Source organism: Vibrio sp. FF266 (assembly GCF_041439695.1).
Lineage (GTDB): Bacteria > Pseudomonadota > Gammaproteobacteria > Enterobacterales > Vibrionaceae > Vibrio > Vibrio tasmaniensis_A.
The window spans coordinates 25,007-48,470 of the sequence record NZ_JBGOOO010000014.1 but is presented as its reverse complement, the minus strand read 5'-3'; the positions used below and the strand labels follow the sequence as shown (position 1 = coordinate 48,470).

At 42.9% G+C, this 23,464-nt stretch carries 16 protein-coding genes; 8 read left to right on the top strand and 8 right to left on the bottom strand.

Annotated elements, in window-relative coordinates:
• Positions 1 to 60 precede the first annotated feature (60 nt).
• Positions 61 to 3,219, top strand: coding sequence for an Ig-like domain-containing protein (locus ACED59_RS12530; RefSeq protein WP_371704923.1), 3,159 nt, complete (start codon positions 61 to 63; stop codon positions 3,217 to 3,219).
• A gap of 222 nt (positions 3,220 to 3,441) precedes the next feature.
• Here the strand turns inward: ACED59_RS12530 and ACED59_RS12525 are convergent, their stop codons facing one another.
• Positions 3,442 to 4,968, bottom strand: coding sequence for an HD-GYP domain-containing protein (locus tag ACED59_RS12525; RefSeq protein WP_029223785.1), 1,527 nt, complete (start codon positions 4,966 to 4,968; stop codon positions 3,442 to 3,444).
• A 298-nt stretch (positions 4,969 to 5,266) separates the two neighbouring features.
• Positions 5,267 to 5,566, bottom strand: a complete 300-nt coding sequence (locus ACED59_RS12520; RefSeq protein ID WP_009847048.1) for a hypothetical protein — start codon at positions 5,564 to 5,566, stop codon at positions 5,267 to 5,269.
• A 220-nt stretch (positions 5,567 to 5,786) separates the two neighbouring features.
• Between ACED59_RS12520 and ACED59_RS12515 the strand changes: the two genes are divergently transcribed.
• The 4 genes from ACED59_RS12515 to ACED59_RS12500 all read left to right on the top strand — a co-directional run bounded on the left by ACED59_RS12515 (position 5,787) and on the right by ACED59_RS12500 (position 9,784).
• Entirely contained in the window at positions 5,787 to 7,190 is a 1,404-nt protein-coding gene (locus ACED59_RS12515; RefSeq protein WP_017096732.1) for a PLP-dependent aminotransferase family protein, read from the top strand.
• A gap of 127 nt (positions 7,191 to 7,317) precedes the next feature.
• On the top strand, positions 7,318 to 7,524 hold the full coding sequence (locus ACED59_RS12510) for a hypothetical protein (protein WP_004734707.1): 207 nt from the start codon (positions 7,318 to 7,320) through the stop codon (positions 7,522 to 7,524).
• A 420-nt stretch (positions 7,525 to 7,944) separates the two neighbouring features.
• Positions 7,945 to 8,622 carry a hypothetical protein gene (locus ACED59_RS12505; protein ID WP_017096733.1) on the top strand — a complete coding sequence of 226 codons (678 nt, stop codon included), beginning with the start codon at positions 7,945 to 7,947 and terminating at the stop codon, positions 8,620 to 8,622.
• Position 8,623: 1 nt separating this feature from the next.
• Positions 8,624 to 9,784 carry a serine protease gene (locus tag ACED59_RS12500; protein WP_017096734.1) on the top strand — a complete coding sequence of 387 codons (1,161 nt, stop codon included), beginning with the start codon at positions 8,624 to 8,626 and terminating at the stop codon, positions 9,782 to 9,784.
• A 92-nt stretch (positions 9,785 to 9,876) separates the two neighbouring features.
• Here the strand turns inward: ACED59_RS12500 and ACED59_RS12495 are convergent, their stop codons facing one another.
• Together ACED59_RS12495 and asnS are read right to left on the bottom strand one after the other, a co-directional pair.
• A complete protein-coding gene (locus ACED59_RS12495) occupies positions 9,877 to 11,256 on the bottom strand; it encodes a hypothetical protein (protein WP_017096735.1) in 1,380 nt (459 codons plus the stop codon).
• Positions 11,257 to 11,575: 319 nt separating this feature from the next.
• Entirely contained in the window at positions 11,576 to 12,976 is a 1,401-nt protein-coding gene (gene asnS / locus ACED59_RS12490; protein WP_004734710.1) for an asparagine--tRNA ligase, read from the bottom strand.
• A gap of 720 nt (positions 12,977 to 13,696) precedes the next feature.
• Here asnS and ACED59_RS12485 point away from each other — a divergent pair.
• Positions 13,697 to 15,187 (top strand): SulP family inorganic anion transporter, encoded by a 1,491-nt coding sequence (locus ACED59_RS12485; RefSeq protein ID WP_017096736.1) that lies wholly within the window; start codon positions 13,697 to 13,699, stop codon positions 15,185 to 15,187.
• 138 nt (positions 15,188 to 15,325) lie between these two features.
• Here the strand turns inward: ACED59_RS12485 and ACED59_RS12480 are convergent, their stop codons facing one another.
• Positions 15,326 to 16,960, bottom strand: coding sequence for a methyl-accepting chemotaxis protein (locus ACED59_RS12480; RefSeq protein ID WP_029223786.1), 1,635 nt, complete (start codon positions 16,958 to 16,960; stop codon positions 15,326 to 15,328).
• Positions 16,961 to 17,287: 327 nt separating this feature from the next.
• On the opposite strand from ACED59_RS12480, the gene queD reads away from it, so the two are divergent.
• Entirely contained in the window at positions 17,288 to 17,650 is a 363-nt protein-coding gene (queD, locus tag ACED59_RS12475) for a 6-carboxytetrahydropterin synthase QueD (protein WP_029223787.1), read from the top strand.
• Between the two features lie 737 nt (positions 17,651 to 18,387).
• Complete coding sequence (locus tag ACED59_RS12470) at positions 18,388 to 19,530, top strand: amino acid permease (RefSeq protein WP_139137290.1); 1,143 nt, start codon at positions 18,388 to 18,390, stop codon at positions 19,528 to 19,530.
• 154 nt (positions 19,531 to 19,684) lie between these two features.
• On the opposite strand, the gene ACED59_RS12465 is transcribed toward ACED59_RS12470, so the two are convergent.
• The 3 genes from ACED59_RS12465 to ACED59_RS12455 form a co-directional block, all read right to left on the bottom strand.
• Positions 19,685 to 21,046 (bottom strand): L-serine ammonia-lyase, encoded by a 1,362-nt coding sequence (locus ACED59_RS12465; RefSeq protein WP_017096740.1) that lies wholly within the window; start codon positions 21,044 to 21,046, stop codon positions 19,685 to 19,687.
• 120 nt (positions 21,047 to 21,166) lie between these two features.
• Positions 21,167 to 22,420, bottom strand: coding sequence for an aromatic amino acid transport family protein (locus ACED59_RS12460; RefSeq protein WP_009847035.1), 1,254 nt, complete (start codon positions 22,418 to 22,420; stop codon positions 21,167 to 21,169).
• A gap of 309 nt (positions 22,421 to 22,729) precedes the next feature.
• The gene (locus ACED59_RS12455) at positions 22,730 to 23,329 is read right to left on the bottom strand and encodes a CoA pyrophosphatase (protein WP_009847034.1); all 600 of its coding nucleotides are present in this window, start codon (positions 23,327 to 23,329) and stop codon (positions 22,730 to 22,732) included.
• Positions 23,330 to 23,464 lie beyond the last annotated feature (135 nt).

The window sequence follows — 23,464 nt, the reverse complement described above, 5'->3', positions numbered from 1 at the left end:
TTGCTATTACTATGGTTTTTATTCATCTTTAGACTGGTCGATATAAGGGAACCACATAGAATGAATAAAATACTGAGTCTATGTTTTGTGGTACTAGCGGTAGTCATGGCTGGTGGGTGCAAAGATAGCAAAAACGAAGGCCATAAACCTATGGTCTACAACCCTACGAAAGCATCACCCCCAGATCTTTCAGTGGCAATTACGGTTAATGGTAAAAAGCGTACGTTAGAGCTCCATCGTTACTCGATCAGAGAGCCCGATATGAAAGTATATCTTTGGGATCACCGTATTAATGGGAATGCACCATCCAGTACTATTAATACGCCAGCGATTCGTGTTTATCGTGGTGTTGATACCAGTGACGAGAATACGCAAGTTATTGCCGCTCTGACCAGTAAAAATAAACTCTATGTGACAGCGTTCCGTGGTAGTCAAAGAGTATGGACAATTGAAAAAGCGGACATCATAAGCGGTCTTTCCGCTAAGAAGCTAACAGCAACAGCTCAAAACTTAGCTTCGGTTACGCCGCAGTCTGCAATTTTAGACAACATGCAAAAAGCAATTAAAACCGTAGATGAGCACCCGAGTGCACCAACATCGGGTTTAGATAACTTAATTGCTAAAGACAAAACGCAAGTTCAGCTGCACAAAGTAAAAGTGGCAGTTCATGTCTCTTACCAAGCGTTTGTTCAAGAAGCGGATAGCAACTTGGATGATGCGATGGTGCTCGTCGACTACTACATTAACTTGGTTGATTATGTTTTGAGTCGAGATGCTTTGTTACGTTTCTCTGTCAATGATGTGTTGATAGAAACTTGGGGCTATCTGGACGACCATTACCAAACTTGTAAAAAAAGCGCTTCTCATGACGCTTGTAAGACTTGGGGGTACCAACACGAGAATGAACCCATTAGAGTCGCTGCTATAAAATGGTGGGATGAACAAAGAAAAACGCGAGGTTGGGACCTTAAACATAGAATGTTGTGGCTGAAAGGTAACTGGATTCTAGGTGTAAACTTCGGAAGTATTGTTCGCTCTCCAGGTGACATCATTGGTGCTGATGGCGTTGTATTGCATGAAACCGCGCACTACTTAGGCACAGGGCATAGTACTTCTGCTGAAGGCCACGGAATTCAAGGTGGTGAAGCGCACGTTGACGATATCAATTTCAATATTTATAAAAATAACCGTCTAAGAAGAAATCTTGTTGGACCTGCGGATTACCCTCTGCCTCCTTCGGCTAAAATTGACCACTTTAGTGTAAAACGTGATAGCACGACGGCATTAGATGTCATGAAAAATGACGTAGATGCTAATGGCGATAAGATTTCTATCCACAACGTTGATAAATACTCGGCACAAGGTGCTGAGCTCAGTATCACAAATGGGAAAGTCACCTATAAAGCACCAAAAGGCTTTATTGGTGAGGATGAGTTCCACTACATCATTACTGATGGCAAGAAACTGTTCGATCGTGACGTTGTTCATGTCAAGGTTACGACTCCAGATCTATATGCTCGTTTCGATTTTGAAGACGCACCTGTTGATGACTTATGGATGGTGAACGCTCAAACAGGATTGGCAGGACAAGTTGCTGTTGTAAAAGAGTCGAGTAAGCAGGAAGTTTCTGAAGTTTGGGTTAACCAAGGTTACGCGAATTCGAAAACACTAAAACTAGGTGCTTACGAGTCAGTAAAATCTAACTTACTAGAGAACGATGTTCAGGAATCTTATAAGTATAAGTTCCACTACGGACATGATTTCGATTTCGGTGAAGACGATTTTACTTTGTCACTCAAAGTGAAACCTAAAGTCAAGCTAGAACATCCAATTGATCTCGTTAGTAAGGGCATTTGGGTTGATGGGTTCCAACTTAAGTTAACGAACGAAGGAACACTAGAGTGGTTCATGATTTCGCGTCAACTTGCTGCTTATGCGGGTGGAAGTGACCTTAGAAAGGTGTCTGTTACAACCAAAGAGGCACTTAACCTCAGTCAATGGAATACTGTCGCAGTGCGTGTTGATCGTACCACTCAAAAAGTTTCTATTTGGGTTAATGGAAAGCAAGCTACGCTAGTTAACAACTACAGTCGCAGTAAAGAAGAAAGCGATGATATGGAGTTGGCTGATGGTTATGCGGGTGTTTGGGGGGCGGGTAGCCGTTTGTCTGCGGGCACAAGCCAAGGGTTGATCATTTCTAAGCCTTGGATGGATGCAGGCAAAGATGCTACAGCTAATATAAAGTCTGAGCAAAAAGCAGGTAATATCTTGGTTGATAATATCGAGATGCGCTCATTTGCTTTGTCTGATGGTGACATGGTGGCGCTTGCTAATGATAGCTTAAAGTATGCGTATACACCGCGACCATATAATGGACAATCGTTCCCATTCAAGGGTAACCATAAGTTCACTTGGAAAGTATCTAAATCAAGTGCTTACAAAGTGTATACCAGTACAGATAATAGCACTTGGTTAGAAGTTCAATCAGGTGCTAGTTCTGCTGCTTCAGGTTCGCACACTGTCAATCTAGACCCAGCAAGCGATGTTTTATATTGGCGCATTGATTTTGATGGTAAAACCGGAAAAGTATGGTCTGTTCGTAACTCACTCAAAACGGGTATTCAGAACTTATCTTTCAGTTATGCTGAAGCAAACTCTGGTGCTAATTACCCTCAATGTACAGTCACTAAGAATGGGGATTGTCTGTTTGGTTGGGATGATGGCAATACAACTGACCAATTTAATCATAGTTGGACACAAAACCCTGCCGATATCACTAACTGGGAAGGTCACCTCTACCTTGGTGGTGAAGATAAAAAGCCTGAAGTGTCAGTTACAGCTGAAAGCGGACAAAGCTGGAAGGCCATTCGTTTTAGAGCCGCTGTTATTGGAAAAGGCTGGACTGGTGCTCAAGACGTACCAAAAGGTACGCTTAAATTATTCGCGAATGGCACTGAAGTATGGAAGGCATATAGCGTTGGTGACAATATTATTGATGGCGCGTTAGCAAAATCAGGGAATCAGTGGTCTAGCTTACCTTCTATCGGTTCTTCTTCAGTCAGTGTACCTAGAGGCACTAAGGTAGGCCGCTACGGTATTCACCGCGTTGATTTACCAGCCGATACAACAACGCTCAAGTGGGTCTATGAAGTAGAAAAACTTGACAGCAAAGGAAAAAATCCGGGCGTGGCTCTTGGTGGTGTACAGCTACTAAGATAGTGTTTCTTCTAAACTAAAAAAACCAGCATATATATGCTGGTTTTTTTATAGAATCTTATTCAGTCACTCTTCCTGTTTCGTTTAACTTAATACTCGAATGAAGCTGACTCAAAAAATCACTCTGCGGCCTAACCTATATAACTATTGTAGCCTGTATAACACCCCATAAATTACTGTAACCTGTATAGTCGGAGCCTGTATAGTTAGTGGTTTTCGAAAAGACTAAGCAGGTTGAGCAACAAAGCTTTCTCGTTCAAGTTCACTTTGCATGTTTTTTCCATCCTTGTAGGTCGCGGCAATTGAAACGAACTCTTGTTCGACGGCCAGAAAAGCTTGGACAATTTGCGGGTCAAAATGGGTCCCATTGCCCTCCAAGATAATCTGTTTCGCTTGCTCATGAGTAAAGGCTGGCTTGTAGACTCGCTTCGATATTAATGCGTCATAAACATCGGCCAATGCCATTAAGCGGCCGGATAGAGGAATATCTTCCCCAGACAGTTGGTTGGGATAACCGCTGCCATTCCATTTCTCGTGGTGAGTGAGAGAAATCTCTTTCGCGACTCTTAAGAAAGAACTGCTTCCTAATTGCTTTTCTGCAATAGATAACGCTTCGGCGCCAATAGCAGGGTGACCTTTCATTATCTCAAACTCTTCATCCGTCAGTTTGCCCGGTTTTAGCAGCACACTGTCAGGTACTCCAACCTTACCTACATCATGCAGTGGGGCAGATTTATAAAGCAGCTCGATATAGTTGGGTGTTAATAAGATCGCGTGAGCTTCAGATTTGCTGAGCTCCAGTGCGAGTACCTTTACGTATTCTTGAGTTCGTAAAATATGGGCGCCAGTTTCATTGTCTCGAGATTCAGCTAGTGCAGATAAGCTAACAATCGCGACGTCACGTGTGGTTTTTACTTCGTCTTGAGCGTTTTCGAGGCTATCAAGCATGGTATTGGTCATAGATGCTATTGACCCAAGCTCGTTGTAGCTGAATATAGGTAAGCGAACGCCTGGCTCACCATTAGTTACTTTACTTAATGCGTGCTCTTGGCTTAGAAGAATACGTCTAATCAGCTGGCTCCATAGAGTCATGATGGTTATCGCGTATCCACCTAGTACAACCGCCAAATAAATGAACTCTTTGATCACGCTGATCTTGCCCGTACCATCTAGCAAACGGCTGGGGTTGTGTTCTAGCCAGAAGATGTCTTTGACGGCCACCATAGTCAGCATGGTGGTCAGTGTTACCAGAAGCACGATGACCAAACCAATCATTTGTTTAACCAGTGAACTTCTTTCACCTATCAGGTGGAAGTCAAATTGCCCAGTCATCTCCATTTCATCTATTTGGCTAAGCTTCGCTTTCAATTGAAGAATGGTTCCGGTAAAGAAACCGAATAGACTCATACCAAACAGAACTTTCAAGTTACTGTCTATCGTGAATTCGTAGCTTAGGTTGTAGTAGAGCGCGAAAGGAATACTCGCGGCAAAGAACAACATAGTATCGAGTTGTGCAAATCGACCTTGTTTGACTAAGGTGTGTTGCGATAGCAAATAATGACGCGCTAGCCACAATAAGATAAAGACACTACTGACTTGGGTGAAAATTTCTAACGTCGTTAAGCTTTCGAGCATCGGGCATACCCGACTGCCGTAGGTGCCAAATAGCACGCCAGCGATGACGTATAATTGAGTCGTTAGCGATTGATTGTAATTTGAAGTATCCATCGATAAGCCTTTGTTCATTTTCATCTTAAGGTCTCGCAACTATTCCTAAGTTTACGAATACGTATTTTGTGTATTAATTCACGAGGCTGGTAGGTATGTATGGCTAGTATAGCGAGTGTGAATAAGGTCGGGGATTCTATCGATAGCTTTTGTTGAATGATACAAAAAATTGGTTTGTGTTAGATAATTGTTAGCTAGATGGGTGTTATTACGGCAGTTTTTATGAAGGCACTTGAATAGTCCCGGTTGAAATACGAGACTATTCAGTCGATATATTTGAGTAAAGTCGAGAGTGATTGACGACTACTTACCTCTAATCAAATTACTTTTTCAGATTGATTTCAGATTCAATTGAGTTGGTTTCAATGTCTGGGTGAGATGCTAGTTTGTCTGATGCCCATTGGTTTAGGTGTTTCAGAATAGCAGACACCGCGTGTTTCTCAGTTGGTGCTTGATCTTGATCGACGTCGATCTCCTGCTTTGGATGTGAGCCTGTTGCATCTTCAGCGATATGGAGCCAGTCTGGGTGCCAGTAATATGGCTGGCCACTCGGTGTTGTCCAACTATGAACACCGTTTGACTCTCCTTTATAACTTAACTGGTCTGCTTCTATTTTTTTCATTTTTATCTCGCATGTTTTTTGGATTACATCAAATTATAGAGGCGTAGAACGAACTTGGCTCTCGCCTTGGTTACAAACTTAGCAAAGCATACAAAGTTATCTGTGAACCAATTCACACTATTATAGAAATTAGGCTCAATCATATGGATAGCAGCAATAGTTGTTAACGTTAGTGATAAAATCTCAGGCTTATTAGAATTTCTCTAGGTAGTACAATTAGATGGCGCGTTATGAAGAGCTTGCAAAGGATATTCGAACTCAGATAGCGAACAACACGTGGCGTTCAGGAGAAAAGATCCCTTCCGTCCGCATGAGTTGTCGCAATTACAGCGTCAGCAATAGTACTGTCTTACAAGCCTACCAATTGTTAGAAAGTGAAGGGTGGATCATCGCTAAGCCTCAGTCGGGCTACTTTGTTGCACCACGTGTGGACGGCGTTGATTATGAACTGCCGTTAGTACACAAAAAGAAAGCCATTAATGATCGCTTATTCGACTTTTTGAAATCGAGTTCGGCAGAGGGGGTTATTCCTTTTGGATCAGCATTCCCAGATCCTGACCTTTTTCCTTTGCCTACCTTGACTCGAAACCTCGCCAGTGCGGGAAGGAAGATGACAGGTGCTAGTGTGATCAATAATCTGCCACCGGGCAGTGAGTCCCTAAGAAGACAAATCGCTCAACGTTACCTGCAGCAAGGTATTACCGTCAACCATCAAGATATCGTGATTACTTCTGGTGCGATGGAAGCGCTTAACTTGAGCCTTCAAACTGTAACCAAGCCCGGTGACTACGTTGTGATTGAATCTCCCGCTTTCTATGGTGCTCTGCAAGCTGTCGAGAGGTTAGGACTCAACCCTATCGAAGTGGATGTTTGTCCAATCAATGGATTGAATATTGAGCAGTTTGAAAGCGCACTACAAAACCAGGATGTGAAAGCGTGTTGGCTGATGACGACGTTTCAAAACCCGACAGGGACAAGTTTGTCTGAAGATGCGAAGCGCCGAGTGGTTGAGGTTGCTGAACAATACAAGACTTATATTATCGAAGATGATGTTTACGGCGACCTATATTTCGAAGGGCATAAACCTAAACCGCTAAAAGCATTTGATAAAACAGACTCAGTGTTGCTATGCGGCTCTTACTCTAAGAGTTTATGTCCTGGCTATCGTGTTGGTTGGGTGGTGAGTTCGCGTTTTAATGATGCGATTCAAAAACTTCAGCTTCTTTCTACGCTGTCGAGTAGTGCTCCTGTGCAGCTTGGCGTCGCGCACTTCTTGACACACGAAAGCTACGACAATCACCTTCGTAAATTGCGTAAAAATCTTCTAATGAGAAAAAAGCGATTTATAGAGGTCATTAAGCAATATTTCCCACATTCCATCGAGATAGAAGACCCTGCTGGTGGTTACTTCGTGTGGGTACGGTTCTCTCCTCACTTCGATAGCCAACAATTCCATCAACTCGCAATTGCTCAGGGGATCAGCGTCGCTTCAGGCGATCTGTTTAGTGAGCAGGGCAGAGTAGATAACGCGATCAGATTGAACTTCTCTTATGAACTCACAGCAGAGAAAGAGCAAGCGCTGCTCTTACTTGGTAAACTTGCGCATCAACTTACGCACTCGTAAAACCGTAAGTCACTCATAAAAAAGACAATGATTCCAACTGTACGGACTGATTCCGATGCAACTGTACGCCTTCTTGACCAACGAGTTGTGATTCAATATCGATAGACCAAATATTGGAGATACCGTTATGTTGAAAATGACTATGGGTAACGAAGTTAAGTTGATTATCGTTGCTATTGTGTGTGCACTTCTGTTAATCCTCGGCCACGTACTACTGGCAAAAGCATTCGCTGATATGGCATGGGCAGAATACACGACTGCCGCCATCCCATTCGTTATGATGGCAATCTGCGGTCTCGCGATAAAATACGCTATCGACCAAGATGTCGACTAAGTTTTTGAGTACACAAAAATGATCTTTCAGAGCCCCTCCATGATTTGGTGGGGCTTTTTCGTTGTATACATGAAACGAACTTGCATAGGTATCGCTGTTATCGTCGTGAAATAAAAATTCTTAATGACATACAATTACTATCCATACCTATTGTAAGCATATGTAAGGAGCGTCGAGTCACTACTTGGAAAGTAAATCACCTTTAGTCAAAAGCTTGGCAAACGCCATTTATCATCATTAACTATTGGTATGGTTGGGTTTATAGTTATTCGTGCCAACTATCAGTCGGTGAGGTTTGAATCGTGATGAACAAAGCCCTTACAGCACCTTACATTTTCAACTTATCTTTAGCCTACAATTACTTGGAACTAATACTGAGGCGAAAATATGAGATTAAAATGTGCAAAATTGAACCTCTGCATGTTGGCATTGCTAACAACCAATGCAGCGGCCAGTGAGGTTGAGGTCGATTTAAATAAATTAAGTAATGTTTCAGAAATTGGTACAGATACTTTGTCGATCGCTAGTGAGTTCATCGGTTATGAACTTAATGATGGCAAGTATCGTTACGCAAGAGACGTTGACTTGAACGGTTTAGATTGGGTTTTCTTGTATGGAGAGCATCAAAGAAAAGATAAACCCAATAGTGCTTTAATTGGTGACGTAAACGTTATTGGTGAATTACGACAAGTTTCTAATTCAGAGACCAAAAACGCAATTGGTAACCGTTATTACTGGCAGGGTGGTGATTCTACAGATTACAACCAAGAGCTAGCTTTTTCTGGTTTACTTGTCGGCACTAGTGGTTTCTCTTTTGACGTTCAGCCAGGTAAAGGCGGGCGATTTTCTGTAGAGCTTTATACACACAATTGGCTCTCTTCTGCTGATGTAACCGCATGTGTTAAAAAGCAATGTATCACTATTAAAAATGATATTTCCTTTCACATGACCAGCGTCAAAAATACGATAGTTTTCGAATCCCAATCTCCTGATGATATCGTCGAAATCACTTATACACGTCAACATAGACAGTTCGACTTTGAAGCTAGACAGGGTTACCACGCTATTGAAGCTATCCAATTGAGAGAGGCTCAGTAACATGAAAAAAATTATTTTGGCATCAGCGATCGTTGCTACTTTTTCAGCGCAGGCGGGCATAGGCAAGATGGATCGCTCGGTTACTCAACACAAAGCGTTTGCCTTACAAACTCAATTTGATTTTGCTTGCCACATGAATGCAGGGTCGGCCACTTTAATCGACCCGTATTGGGTTATCACAGCAAATCATGTGTCAGGTTCAAAAAGTGAAGGATATGAAAATGCGGTAACTTGTTCTTCTTATGAAAAAGATAAGAATGGCAAGTACAATGTTGTTCATACGTCACGTGCGACTACTGACCCTGATGGTGAGTGGGGGGAGTATGAATTTACCGATGGTATTTACGACTTCGCTTTGGTGCGCTTAGATACGCCTATCACCGGTATCAAGCCGGCGAAGTTGCCTGAGAAAGGGATGTTTGATCATTCAGAAGTCTATGAAGTAAATAGCGTTGGCTTTGGCAACTATAACGGACGTAATGGCGGCAAAAAGTTTGTTAAGTACAACGACACAGACAAAAAATGGTTAGCTGAGTACAAACATGACCCAGTGATCATGCCTCAAAGTAACTTGCAGTGGTTAATTATCCATGGGGATTCAGGCTCTGGTATCACGATTGAGAGAGATGGTGAGTTTTATATTATTGGGGAGATAGGGCTTCAATATTATGGTGAGCTTGGTTGGCAAGATACCTTCGATGATGTTTTGGGAAGATTAGATTCGTTAAATAAAGATATGAGAGATCATGGCTTTAGTTACACGAAACCAGTAAACCTCTCTGACGTAAAGTGGACGTCAACAACTCAGAACGATATTGAAAATCTGCATGCATTTTACAGCTATTGGAACGCGGATAGTATGGATTTCAATGGCACTTACTGGACGGCGGATGGTGGTATTTATAACACCGCTTATGCGATAGAAGGGGAAAAGTACACTTTTGAAACAGTGATACCTGTAAATTCTAAAGCGCCTGCATTTGATGTGTTTGTTAATGGTAGTCAGGTCGCTCATAACATTAAAGCGGACAAAGAAAGTCTGTTTTTGAAAGTGAATGCATTTGAACAGAAAGGCGATCAGTTAGTCATTGAATTCAAGCCTCTTCAAAGTACAGGTGAAAAAATTATGCTCGATCACTTTTTGGTACGCAAGGCTGACTAATTTAGTCTGGACAGCTTAAATGAAACTTAAGCGCAATAAATAAAAGGAAGCCCTACTTATGTTAAGTAGGGCTTTTTTTACACATTGTAAAATTACTTAGTAATTAGCGTACTTTGCTTAGCATTGAATTCAAAGTTCGAAGTCTTGGTTACCGATTTGGTTACGGTCGGAGCTACGCTACCTAGCATATCTCTCTTTGTCGTTCTTTCGTAATTGACAAGTTGAACTTGGTCACCTTTGAGAGTGCTCTCTAAGCAGTTAGCAACAGTGACCAGTTTCCCTGATGCGACTTTGAACTTGATTTTTTTACAGTAGTTAATTGTGTTGACTGATGGGTCTTTAACTAGGGTAAATTGTTCATCTGCAATCTCAACTTGGATCGCGCTTTTGTTCAATTCAACCTGAACAGATGTGTGTGATGTTTCAATGCCATAATTTTCGATCATCAAACCCGTTTCAATTAAGGGCTTAGGAGCGACACGGTACTTATCATCGGACCTATATGCTGTATTTATTGTGTCCGTTTTTGAGTTATAGACAGTCGTCGGCTGAGTTGATGTAGCTTTGAATACATACGATTTGGTAACAGGATCTAGTTTACCATTACCCTTTAAGTAGGTTATTAACTCATCTCGGTTTGATACATTAAATTGCTTGAATAATAGTGAAGAGACATGATCAAGTGCATATACACTTTTTCTCACGTGGTTTTCAACCGCTACAGCTTTCAGGCTATCACTAACAACGTCTAACAGGTTGTTGTTCAAAAGGCTGTTTTTAGGAGTGTAATTTGCTCGTAGGTCTTTTGTAACACCCGTCATTACAGACGCCAAACCATACTTAGATACTTCAGCAGGAGTCATATAATGCATTCCTTGAGCCGGAGCAGCTTTCAGTGTAAACCAGTAGAAGCCGCTCGGATCTGGTAATCCCATCTTTTTATAATAATCAATGTAGGGTTTATGCTCACTATGACCAACAGGCAATGAAGCCCCTTGTAAAGACCCTTGTGCCCATGAGTGAACGCCTAATCGAGCACCTGGTTCAATCGTTCTTTTCACACCCGCAGCGAAAAGGTCAGTTCCCCCCGAAGCGACATGTCCAATAGAGCTAATGTACGTGTCTAATTTTTTCGCTCTTACTTTGTACGCTAGTTGAATGTTGGCATCATCATTCATAGAGCCACCCATATCGATGAAGTTCAGCGTTTTTGTATTCGGGTGAGCTTTGATCATATCGTCAAATGCTTTGGGGCTACCACTACATGCAACGCCATTGACACTCGCTATTGTACCCTTAATCTTGAAAGTTAAGGCTGTATCCCCTTGTAAGGGTTGCGAACATTTAGAGATAAATACCACTGGCTTTTGCGTTGGCTTAACTGTTGGTTTTTTCGCGGGAGTCGATGAGCCTCCTCCGCCACATCCAGTTAAAGTGATTAGTAGAGCTGCAGATAAAATGCTTGTTTTCATTGGGGTCCCTAAAAATTTATATTCACAAATTAATTAGTAAGAAGAATAATTTATACAGGACATCAATACTGTATGACTTTGTCAGGTGTTCATTACATAAAATTACAGTGCTTAACTATATGATTTTGATTTGTTGATTTGTTATCTTCGCGTCTAACCGCTTTTGAATCGAGAATACGCAGGAGAATTTGTGGGTGGGGAAGGGAGGTTGTGGGTAACGGAAATAATCTCGGGGAATAAAAAAACCTCCGTATATACGGAGGTTTTTATCTATTTAATTATCTATCTATATGACTTCTTTGAAAGAAGAAAGCTGAGATTAGAAGTTAGCAGAGCGTGGTGTACGTGGGAACGGGATAACGTCACGAACGTTGCCCATACCTGTTACGTAAGACACTAGACGCTCAAAGCCAAGACCGAAGCCAGCGTGAGGCACTGTGCCGTATTTACGTAGGTCGCGGTACCAGCTCATGTGCTCAGGGTCGATACCCATACCAATCATGCGCTCGTCTAGAATGTCTAGACGCTCTTCACGTTGTGCACCACCGATGATTTCACCGATGCCTGGTGCAAGTACGTCCATTGCTGCAACTGTCTTGCCGTCGTCGTTTAAGCGCATGTAGAAAGCTTTGATGTCTTTCGGGTAGTTCTTAACGATAACAGGTGCTTTGAAGTGCTCTTCAGCTAGGTAACGCTCATGCTCAGAAGACATGTCGATGCCCCACTCAACGTCGAATTCAAATTTCTTACCAGAATCTAGTAGGATTTGGATTGCGTCAGTGTAGTCAACTTGTGCGAAATCAGCGTCTACGAATTGCTCTAGACGAGTGATTGCTTCTTTGTCGATGCGAGAAGCGAAGAACTCAAGGTCGTCGCGGCGCTCTTCAAGAACAGCAGCGAAAACGTACTTAAGCATGTCTTCAGCCAGTTTCGCTACATCGTCAAGGTCTGCAAATGCAACTTCAGGCTCAACCATCCAGAACTCAGCTAGGTGGCGGCTTGTGTTTGAGTTTTCAGCACGGAACGTAGGACCGAACGTGTAAACCTTGCTTAGTGCACAAGCGTAAGCTTCAGCATTAAGTTGGCCAGATACTGTTAGGAAAGTTTCTTTACCGAAGAAATCTTCATTGAAGTCAACTTTGCCTTCGTCAGTGCGAGGTAGGTTTTCCATGTCTAGCGTAGATACGCGGAACATTTCACCAGCGCCTTCTGCATCAGATGCAGTGATAAGCGGAGCTGAAGTCCAGAAGAAACCTTGCTCGTGGTAGAAACGGTGAATCGCTTGAGATAAACAGTTACGTACACGTGCTACTGCGCCGATCACGTTCGTACGTGGGCGTAGGTGAGCAACTTCACGAAGGTATTCGATAGAGTGACGTGTCTTAGCCATTGGGTAAGTGTCAGCGTCTTCAACCCAGCCTACAACTTTAACGTCAGTTGCTGCTAGTTCGAAGTCTTGACCTTTCGCCGGAGACTCAACAATCTTACCTGTTACTTCAACAGAGCAGCCAGTTGTTAGCTTTAATACTTCGTCTTCGTAATTATTAAGATTATTAGGAACCACGGCCTGAATCGGGTCGAAACAAGAGCCGTCATAAATGGCAAGGAAAGAGATTCCAGCTTTGGAATCACGACGTGAACGGATCCAGCCGCGAACAGTTACTTCACTGTCTACCGCTAGCTTGCCGCCAAGTACGTCTGTTACAGGCGCGTAAGTCATGTTGATTTCATTCTCCATTGAGGGACAAATTCAACTCAAAGTCTCTGGCATTGCTGCAAATAAACATACATTTGCACAATAATTAGCCGAAACATTAAGTTGTATAAACTTTTTAAATCGATTGAACATATTACCTGTCATACCGACAGCTTCAACCTTTATTCTTGCTTGGTGAAAGAAATATTGTGTCTACTGAGCAGAAATACCTTTTAGGGTGTGTTTTTTGTTCGATTTGGCTTTCTGTTTGGTATTTGTTTGAGTGCTAAGGAGGTGCGCTAGCGCTAATGGTTAAGTATTCTTCAATACCTTGTAAATCGATGTGAGCAGAGTGATTGAAATGACATGAACTGAAGTTGATTACAACATAGAGCTGGCTGAAATCGAGTCCGCTAGCGGTTTTTGGCCGGATTAAGAAGCGTTAATATTCGAAACCTTTGTTTGCAATATTGGTCGTGTGATTAAAGTGGCACTCACTCTATATTGTCAGCCATTCTGACCTGTGTAGGACAAACGCGATAAAAAAAAGCACAGGTGTTGATTTCATTCTACTAAACAATCACCCACTAAAGGAGTTTAATGTTCACGTGTTAATTACGCCGCCTTAACCCCTGCATTCTCTCTACACCCGCACTTTTCGAGCGCTCGCTCATTCAAGAAAAACAGTCGATCAAATTATGTCTCAACAAGGCAGGACTGGCTGTACAAGTAAAAGAGAATTACATGCTTAATTATTTAAAAAAACGCTGGTTATCAAACGTTAAAGGAGATTCATTATCTGGGATTGTGGTTGCACTCGCATTGATCCCTGAAGCCATCGCATTTTCAATTATTGCAGGCGTTGACCCTAAAGTAGGGCTCTATGCCTCGTTCTGTATTTGTGTCGTCACTGCTTTGGTTGGCAGTCGTCCGGGAATGATTTCCGGTGCAACAGGCGCTATGGCGCTATTAATGGTCACCTTGGTGAGAGAACACGGGCTAGAGTATCTACTCGCAGCGTCATTTCTTGCTGGCGTCATTCAAATCGCGGCTGGATACCTTAAGCTTGGTAATCTGATGAATTTCGTTTCCAAATCGGTGATTACTGGGTTTGTTAACGCGCTCGCTATTCTTATCTTTATGGCTCAGCTCCCTGAGTTGATCAACGTCCCTTCGAGCGTTTACGTGTTAGTCGCTTTGGGTTTGGCGATCATTTATCTGCTTCCTTATTTTCCCAAGTTTGGTCGTGCGATACCTTCTCCATTGGTCGCTATTGTTGCCCTGACAATCATTAGTTTGTTATTTGGTTTAGATGTCAGAACGATTGGCGATATGGGCAAGCTTCCCGATTCACTGCCGGTATTCTTGATTCCTAATATCCCATTCACGTTCGATACGCTTGCAACCATCCTGCCATACTCTATCGCTCTATCTCTGGTTGGCTTACTGGAATCTTTGATGACAGCGACCATAGTCGATGATCTGACCGATACTGAAAGCAATAAAAACAATGAGTGTAAAGGGCAGGGAGTAGCGAACATCGTTGCCTCACTATTTGGTGGTATGGCGGGGTGTGCGATGATCGGTCAGTCGATCATTAACATCAAATCAGGTGGCTTAACCCGATTATCCAGTATGATCGCTGGGGTTGTTTTGTTGCTAATGGTGGTGTTTGTTTCTGATTGGTTGAAGCTGATACCGATGGCGGCTTTAGTGTCTGTGATGATCATGGTTTCAATCGGCACGTTTTCATGGCGTTCTGTTGTTGAACTTAAAGATCACACGCTCCCTACTAATGTGACGATGCTAGCGACCGTAGCGGTGGTGGTGTTTACGCACAATCTCGCGATAGGTGTTGCAGTTGGCGTGGTGTTGTCAGCTTTGTTTTATGCGCATGCCAGCAAGTCGATGGTCTTTATATCTGATGAAGTGGTGACTAACGAACTGCACACCACCCATCGAGTAAAAGGCCATGTCTTTTTTGCTTCTTCAGATGCGTTTGTCGATCTATTTGACTATGACAAGGCCACGTCTTTAGTGACGATCGATATATCGGATGCATCGTTCCTAGATAACACGTCGGTTGAGGCGCTTGATAAGGTCGTGTTTAAGTTCCGAAAAAAGGGTGCTTATGTAGAGGTCGCAGGAATGGATACCGTGAGTGCGAATCTGATATTCAAGCACGCGATGTACCACAAGCATAAAGATTTAACCGCGGTTTCCATTACGCACTAATCGTGGTTTAAGGTGCTCTTAAAATCTTAAAATCTTAAAATCTTAAAATCTTAAAGCCCGAACTAGACATTGTTATGAAGATAAAGCGCTCATCTTTGAGCGCTTTTTTGTTGATGTCGCTAGGGGAGTTCTAACGGCCTATGACTGACCTTTATCGTTGGTATTTGAGTTCGATAAGGTGAATTGGTTGATAAGAGATTCAAGGTGATCCGACAGCTCTTCTAAATCATTACTGATTCCACGAGTTTCAGCTGCAGACTGCGATGTGTTGTCGGCGTGAGAAGTGATGGTTTCAACTTTTTGTTGCACATCTTGGGTTGCTTGTGTGGTGGATTGCGTCTGTTGCTGAATATTTTGTGCATGAGCTAACACTTGTTTCATTTCTTCAACGACACCGTTCATTTCAACGGACAGTGCGTCGATATCTGTCGAGCTTTGATGTGCTTGTTCGCAAACGAGGTCAGCAGAATTCAGCGATTCTTCACTGCCTTGTTGGAACTGATGAATGATAGACTCAATACTGCCAGTAGCCTCTGCCGTTCGTGATGCAAGATTACGAACTTCATCTGCCACTACCGCAAAGCCGCGACCTTGTTCTCCCGCTCGAGCCGCTTCAATCGCTGCATTCAAGGCTAGAAGGTTGGTTTGGTCGGCAATGCCACGAATCACACTCAATATTGAAGAGACTTCTCCAGTTTGCTCATTAAGTGTTTGTATCTTGTGTTTCACTTCTTCGATACTGCTCACTAGATTCTTAATCTCACTACTTGCATCATGTGCTTGGTTAGCACTCTTACAAGCCACATCTGAGGTGTGATTGATGAGTTCTGACGCGGTTAAAGTGGCTTGTTCTACATTGACCTGTTGTGCTTGTATTCCTTCGACATTGTTTTGCACTTCTGTGGTTTCGTTTTGTTGATCGCTGGCGGCTTGCTCGGTAATTTGAGCAACGCTAGTCAGTTGATTGGCTGACGCATTCAGTTTGTGCGAAGTATCTTGTACCTTTTCTAAGCTGTTAGAAACGGTTCCCATGAACGAGTTGATGGCGTTAGCCAGCGTGCCAATCTCATCTTTACTTTGTTCGGGCAAACGAGTGGACAGGTTTTTATCGCTGCTTACTTGGGTCATAAACCGCGAAGTCTGTTGAAGAGGGCGAACGATAATCTTACGAATTAATCCCATCGTAAGAACAAACCCGGCGAAGGAGATAACCGCCATAATGCCTATAGCAGCCATGGTTTGAGTGTTGATCAGCGCGTTAACGTGGCTGAGGTTATATTCTAGGCGAATCGCGCCTAATACTTCACCTTCTGGTGCCATATGACATGCCACACAATTGGTGCCGCGATAGTTCTCGCTCGACTTCATTGGCAGAGCAATAACCAAGCCTTTACCCCAATCGGCAGAAAAGGGTTCGATAACAGTTTCGCCTGCTAGCGCTCGTTTATCGATATCATCAATAGGTGTTTGGTTGTCATTGCCAGGTCCGTACAATTTGCTCACTGCATCGGCGCGCAGTACACGAACATTTTCAATGCCTTCTTGCGCTAACGCTTTCTGACGAAGGGTCTCTTTTTGTGCCATGGTGCCAGTCAGCATCATCATATTAAGGCTATCGAAATAGTTGCTTGCCTTATCGTGAAGCTGCTCACTTAACACCGAGTTTACAAGTTGCTTTTGCTGCGAATATTGAAAGTAAGTCGATATTGCAAGCAAGAAAGTGAACACAATGGCGAGGGCTACTAGGATTTTAAAGGTGATTGTTGAGCGCATAAGGTGTTTGTTTTTATTAAGTATAATGACATGCATACTTTACGTGTAAGCGGCTCTACCACCTATGGGGTATAACCGATTGTGTGACCACACTCCGGTTGTGGTTATGTTTCTGTGATGTAGCGGGTTTGTTTCTCATTTGGCGAGAGGGTTAAGCGTATGGTGATTTTCAAGCCATCTTTATATGTGTTTTATTGTGACTTAAGTGAGTGGCTAGCAACAAGCTCCCTCCTTGCAGCTAATAAGGCCGTACAGTGGTGATAGAACTTGTAGTGTGTATTGGTTTTACGTAATATTGCGTGTCATTTTTTTAGCCTGAGAAACACAATGAGAACTGAGTTATACAAAGAGTTTATGTTTGAAGCAGCCCACCATCTTCCACACGTGCCAGAAGGGCATAAGTGCGGTCGTTTGCATGGTCACTCTTTTCTTGTTCGTTTGTACGTAGAAGGCGAAGTTGACCCGCATACAGGTTGGGTAATCGACTTTTCTGAAATTAAAGCTGTATTCAAACCAATTTACGCCCGTTTAGACCACTACTACCTAAACGACATTGAAGGTTTAGAAAACCCGACAAGTGAAGTATTGGCTAAGTGGATCTGGAATGAACTTAAACCAAGCTTGCCACTTTTGAGCAAGGTTGAGATTAAAGAAACATGTACAGCGGGTTGTATCTACCGCGGTGAATAAGGTTTCGATGCTGTAGTTTGTGATGCTAAAGTCTTCGATGCTGTAGATTTCAAAGATACAGCTATCAAAGATACAGCTATCAAGGCAACAGTCTTCAATACTATAGCTTTCAAGGTTATAGCCTTAAAAGCTATAATCGAACGAAAGGCGCTTACAAGAGCGCCTTTTTTGTAGCTGTCATATATGTTTGGGTGCTCTTTATACAAGCTTTGTTGTTAATGGGGTGGGGGGGTATAGTTCCGCTTTTTATTAATAATGATTATTGTTTTACGCGGTTTGGTGGTCGATTTGTATCCAAATGGCTGTTTTGTTCAATTTAATAGCAAAAAATGTGGTTATAGCGTTGTGTTTCAAAGCTCATTCGATAAGATGAAAATACCTCTAATGACAGAGGTAGGGCAGCAATGGATGCGCTGCTTCAAATACTATGGAATGTGACTTAATTATTGGACACATACATGAAATTCAAGATTACATCGCCGATTATTGAACCTACAGAAGGTTCACCACATCACTTAACGCAAACTCACGCTTCTCGTTTTACCTCTTTTAAGACAAGCTCCCCTTTGAACACCTTGTTCGACAACATCTCTGCACGCTTTTTTACTGCTTATCGCTCCTATTGTTATTCGTTTTATAACTTTATTTCTATCTGAACTCCTTTGTCATCCGCTTGATGTACGAAGACTCACACCTATAAAAACTAAACAAATAAGTTAAAAACAATGAATATTAAAATGATGGGTAGCTCCCTAATTATCGCTGGTACCGCTCTCGGTGCTGGTATGCTTGCGATCCCAATGGTATTAGCTCAATTTGGATTGCTTTACGGCACACTGCTGATGGTTCTGATCTGTTTCGGCACCACTTACGCAGCATTATTACTTCTAGAAGCGACCATCAAAGCCGGTGGCGGTCTAGGGTTGAACTCTATTGCTCGAAAAACTCTGGGCAAACAAGGGCAGTTGATTACCAACGGCCTACTTTACGCGCTATTGATTTGCCTATTGATGGCTTACATTTTGGGCGCGGGCGACTTGCTGAGCAAGTTGCTGTCTAACTTTGGCGTTGAACTCACCGCGACCACGAGCCAAGTCGTGTTTACGTTACTTGCTGGTGCTGTAGTCGCAAGTGGCACCGGAGTGATTGATAAACTCAACCGTGCATTGTTCTTCGTGATGCTTGCTAGCTTGTTTGCAACCATGGTGTTCTTAGCGCCGAGCATCACGCAAGAAAACTTGGTGCAGGTAACCAGTCATGACCACGTCGATCTAATCAAAACCAGTGCCATCCTGTTTACGAGCTTTGGCTTTATGGTTGTGATTCCAACCTTGGTTTCTTACAACCACGAAGCGACAGACAAACAGCTGCGTAACATGGTGATCGTCGGTTCTCTGATCCCATTAGTGTGTTACTTATGTTGGTTGTTTGCTGTGGTCGGTAACTTGAGCGAAGAGCAATTTAGAAGCTTTAAGAACGTATCAGATTTGATGGCGGCTTTTGAGGCTCAGTCTCATTGGGTGGGTAACGTTCTGTCTACCTTCACGGGCTTGGCGTTGTTGACCTCTTTCTTTGGTGTGGCGATGGCGTTGTTCAACCAGAACAAAGACATGTTCAACCAAAATACAGCGGTAACGTACTGCATTAGCTTTATCTTGCCGTTAGCGGGTTCATTGCTTGCTGCAGACAAGTTCCTACAAGTGCTGAATTACGCAGGTATCATCTTGGTGATCCTAGCGGTGTTTGTTCCTCTGGTGATGGTTCACAAGCAGCGCTTCATGAAAGTTGCTGATGATAGATACCGAGCAGAAGGTGGCAGCGCAATGATGTTGTTCTCACTGCTGTTTGGTTGCTTCCTGCTTATCTCACAAGTGATCTAGTTCTTTGGCCCATTATCTAAGATGCAAATCGAGCATCTTAGATATAAGTGGCCGGAATTTAGATAGAAAAAAAGGAACGCATCGGCGTTCCTTTTTTATTATTTGCTCGTTACCAAGCAAGCTGTGTTAGAGGCTATTAGCAAACTAATGTTAATTAACAAACAACCTTAACAGCCAAACCACCTTGAGAAGTCTCACGGTATTTAGCGTTCATGTCTTTACCGGTTTCTAGCATTGTTTCGATAACTTTATCTAGAGAAACAGTCGGAGCAGAAGAGCGACGAAGTGCCATACGAGTCGAGTTGATTGCTTTAACTGCAGCAATACCGTTACGCTCGATACATGGAACTTGTACTTGGCCAGCAACTGGGTCACACGTTAGACCTAGGTTGTGCTCCATGCCGATTTCTGCAGCCATACATACTTGCTCTGGGCTACCACCCATAAGCTCAGCAAGACCAGCAGCAGCCATAGAACATGCCACACCAACTTCACCCTGACAGCCAACTTCAGCACCAGAGATAGAAGCGTTACGCTTGTAAAGACCACCGATCGCGCCAGACGCTGCGAAGTAACGGATGTAATCTTTCTCTGTCACTGTTTGGATGAACTTATCGTAGTAAGCCAATACAGCAGGGATGATGCCACACGCGCCGTTTGTTGGTGCCGTTACTACACGACCGCCCGCTGCGTTTTCTTCGTTTACTGCGAAAGCAAACATGTTCACCCAGTCAACAACCGTCATTGGATCGTTAGTTGTTTTTTCTGACGTGATCAGTTGTTGGCGAAGTGCTGCTGCACGACGAGGTACACGCAGTGGACCAGGCAGGATACCTTCAGTATTCATACCGCGATCCATACACTTACGCATCGTTTTCCAGATGTTAGCGAAGTAAGTGCGAGACTCTTCGTCTGAGTGGAAAGCCGCTTGGTTTTTCATAACCAGTGTACTGATAGAAAGACCACTTTCTTTACACTGATTAACCAGCTCTTCCGCTGTTGTGAATTCGTATGGTGCTTTAATTGGGTTTTCTTCTTCTTTGCCGAAGTTCTCTTCGTCAACGATGAAACCACCACCAATTGAGTAATACGTTTTTGAATATGCGACTTCGTCATCAACCCAAGCATGAATGCTCATGCCATTCTCGTGTAGAGAAAGGTTGCTAGTGTGGAAGTTCATTCCGCCGTCGCGAGGGAACGAAACAGTATGACAGTGCATACCGACAGGTAGACGTTCAGTTTCTTCTACTCGAGCAATGAAGCCTGCAATAGAATCAATATCAACACGCTCAGGAGTATTGCCAGCAAGACCCATGATGATTGCGATATCTGTGTGGTGACCTTTCCCTGTCAGTGATAGTGATCCATATACGTCCACGGTGATTTTAGTGATGTCGCGCAATTTTCCCATTGAACGTAGGTCATCAATAAATTCTTTACCCGCTTTCATTGGTCCAACTGTATGTGAGCTCGATGGACCAACACCGATTTTATAGATATCAAATACACTAATCATAGCGATTACCTCAAAAAGAGAGCCTCCCAAGGGGAGTAGGGAGGCTCATTTATTATCATTATATTTTTTGTCTAACCTCGCCATATAAGATGAATGTCATCTTATAAAAAGGGCTTGAGATTAAAGAGCGCCGTAGATTACAGAACTAATAGCCGCTAGACCACATAAAGCTGTAAAGATTTGCACAGGTGCTGAAGTTTTGTACTTAGCCATAGCTGGTACTTTGTTCATTGCGAATACAGGCATTAGGAACAGGATAGCTGCAATCATTGGAGCACCCATTGTTTCAATCATACCTAGGATGCTTGGGTTAACTACCGCAACAATCCAAGTTGTAACAACGATGAACGCTAGAGAAGCTTTCTCAATCGTGCTGATTGAAGAACCAGAGCGAGACTTGATTAGACCAACAAGACCTTCATGAGCACCTAGGAAGTGACCGAAGTAGCTAGAAGTGATTGCTGCGAACGCTACTAGAGGACCCATGTAAGAGATAAGTGGAGACTCGTGAACGTTAGCTAGGTAAGAAAGTACAGAGATGTTTTGAGATTGCGCTGTTGCTAGTTGCTCTGGAGATAGAGAAAGTACTACAGAGAAAACGAAGAACATTACAAAACCCATCAGCATCATTGCTGCGCCACCAGTGATCGCGTCAGTTTTCTTAACCGCGTCTTCACCGTATACACGACGTTGCTCTTTAGAGAACTGTGAAATGATTGGGCTGTGGTTGAAAGAGAACACGATGATTGGAATCGCAAGCCAGATAATAGAAGGCATTGCTGACCATTCTGGGCTTGTTTCCATCATTGAAGTGTTCCAATCAGGAACTAGGTAGAAAGACAATGCTAGTAGGATGAATACTAGTGGGTAAACCATTGCTGAAGTTGCTTTAAGCATCAGCTCTTTACCGAATACAACACCTGCTGTCATAGCAAGGATAAGTGCACCAGAAAGAAGAGGACGAGGAATAGATTCCATGCCCATTTGGTTTACTAGGAAAGAGTCAACTGTGTTTGTAATACCAACACCGTAGATAAGAACGATTGGGTAGATAGCGAAAAAGTAAGCGAAAGTAATAAGGTTCGCGCCAGTCTTACCGAAGTGTTCTTCAACTGTGTCTGTAATATCTGCTTCAGGGTTCTTAGAAGACAGTACGAAACGAGCTAGAGATTTGTGTGCGAACCAAGTCATTGGTGCCGCGATTAAAGCTAGGATAACTAGTGGCCAAAAACCACCCGCACCAGCTTTGATTGGAAGGAATAGTACACCAGCGCCAACTGCTGTACCGAATAGTGATAGACACCAGGTAAAATCTTTATAGTTAAACTTGCTTGTATCTGTAACGGCATTTGCCGAAGAAGTTGTTGTGTTCATGTTAAATTACTCATTTTTTGGGAACAGGAAATAAGTCGGGGCTAATTCTGCAGAATTTTCTTCTACAAAAAATAGATCTAAATCATGTAATGAAACGGCGTGTCACATGATATGCGAAAAACGGATTTTTGATCACGAAAATAGCGTGCCACAGGTGATTTATGCTCATGCTTGCTATTAGTTTATCTTATGCGAAAGGCGGGGTTGTACAGAATTATACCAGGGAAACGTTTGCGTAAAATTGGATTAATAAATCTGTTCCATGGAAAAGGCTGTGTTTGTTAACAAGGATTAAACAAAACGTAGTTTCTATGTAATTTGTTGCACTACGTGTTGCTGCAGTGATTGGATGATTTGAGCCGTAACGCCCCAAATTAGGTGCTCTTGGAAGGGCATGGCAAAAACACGATGCTTGATTTTTTTTAAGTTAACAGTGTGGCTGTGTAACTTGGCTTGGTCTAAAACATAGGTGGCGGGCACCTCAAAAATCGAAGCAACTTCGTTCTCATCGATGATGGGTTTATAGTCCGAATCGACCACTACAACAATCGGTGTAACTAAAAATTTACTAATGGTACTCAAAGTAGGTAATTGCCCAACAATTTTAACCTGATCCGATCGAATTCCGACCTCTTCGTGAAGTTCTCTAAGTGCGGTGAATTGCATAGAAGGATCGGAGAGTTCGTGTTTCCCTCCAGGAAAGCTGATTTGACCAGGGTGATGTTTTAAATGAGCGGCTCTTTTCGTAAAAATAACATGTAAACCATCCTCTCGTTCCACTAAGCCGACTACCACTGCTGCTTTACGCAATTGATCGTCATTGATGTGTGAAACGCGCTCAACGGATTCTGGGTGATAGCCAACGGTAGAGTTGAGCTGGAATTGTTGAAGGAAGTTATCTTTGTTCATATAAAGCCAATACATTGATTATTATGATTTTAAGTATAGTCATAACCGTGTGTTGATTACCAATTTCGAATTTGCCTTCACTTTCCTCCGTTAGTACCGGCAATAACTGGAAATAGAAGTTGCTGGGTAGCGGCG

Coding starts and splice junctions, on each gene's coding strand:
- ACED59_RS12530 (WP_371704923.1), top strand. CDS start 61: ATGAATAAAATACTGAGTCTATGTTTTGTGGTACTAGCGGTAGTCATG.
- ACED59_RS12525 (WP_029223785.1), bottom strand. CDS start 4,968: ATGAAAATGAACAAAGGCTTATCGATGGATACTTCAAATTACAATCAA.
- ACED59_RS12520 (WP_009847048.1), bottom strand. CDS start 5,566: ATGAAAAAAATAGAAGCAGACCAGTTAAGTTATAAAGGAGAGTCAAAC.
- ACED59_RS12515 (WP_017096732.1), top strand. CDS start 5,787: ATGGCGCGTTATGAAGAGCTTGCAAAGGATATTCGAACTCAGATAGCG.
- ACED59_RS12510 (WP_004734707.1), top strand. CDS start 7,318: ATGTTGAAAATGACTATGGGTAACGAAGTTAAGTTGATTATCGTTGCT.
- ACED59_RS12505 (WP_017096733.1), top strand. CDS start 7,945: ATGTTGGCATTGCTAACAACCAATGCAGCGGCCAGTGAGGTTGAGGTC.
- ACED59_RS12500 (WP_017096734.1), top strand. CDS start 8,624: ATGAAAAAAATTATTTTGGCATCAGCGATCGTTGCTACTTTTTCAGCG.
- ACED59_RS12495 (WP_017096735.1), bottom strand. CDS start 11,256: ATGAAAACAAGCATTTTATCTGCAGCTCTACTAATCACTTTAACTGGA.
- asnS (WP_004734710.1), bottom strand. CDS start 12,976: ATGACTTACGCGCCTGTAACAGACGTACTTGGCGGCAAGCTAGCGGTA.
- ACED59_RS12485 (WP_017096736.1), top strand. CDS start 13,697: ATGCTTAATTATTTAAAAAAACGCTGGTTATCAAACGTTAAAGGAGAT.
- ACED59_RS12480 (WP_029223786.1), bottom strand. CDS start 16,960: ATGCGCTCAACAATCACCTTTAAAATCCTAGTAGCCCTCGCCATTGTG.
- queD (WP_029223787.1), top strand. CDS start 17,288: ATGAGAACTGAGTTATACAAAGAGTTTATGTTTGAAGCAGCCCACCAT.
- ACED59_RS12470 (WP_139137290.1), top strand. CDS start 18,388: ATGATGGGTAGCTCCCTAATTATCGCTGGTACCGCTCTCGGTGCTGGT.
- ACED59_RS12465 (WP_017096740.1), bottom strand. CDS start 21,046: ATGATTAGTGTATTTGATATCTATAAAATCGGTGTTGGTCCATCGAGC.
- ACED59_RS12460 (WP_009847035.1), bottom strand. CDS start 22,420: ATGAACACAACAACTTCTTCGGCAAATGCCGTTACAGATACAAGCAAG.
- ACED59_RS12455 (WP_009847034.1), bottom strand. CDS start 23,329: ATGAACAAAGATAACTTCCTTCAACAATTCCAGCTCAACTCTACCGTT.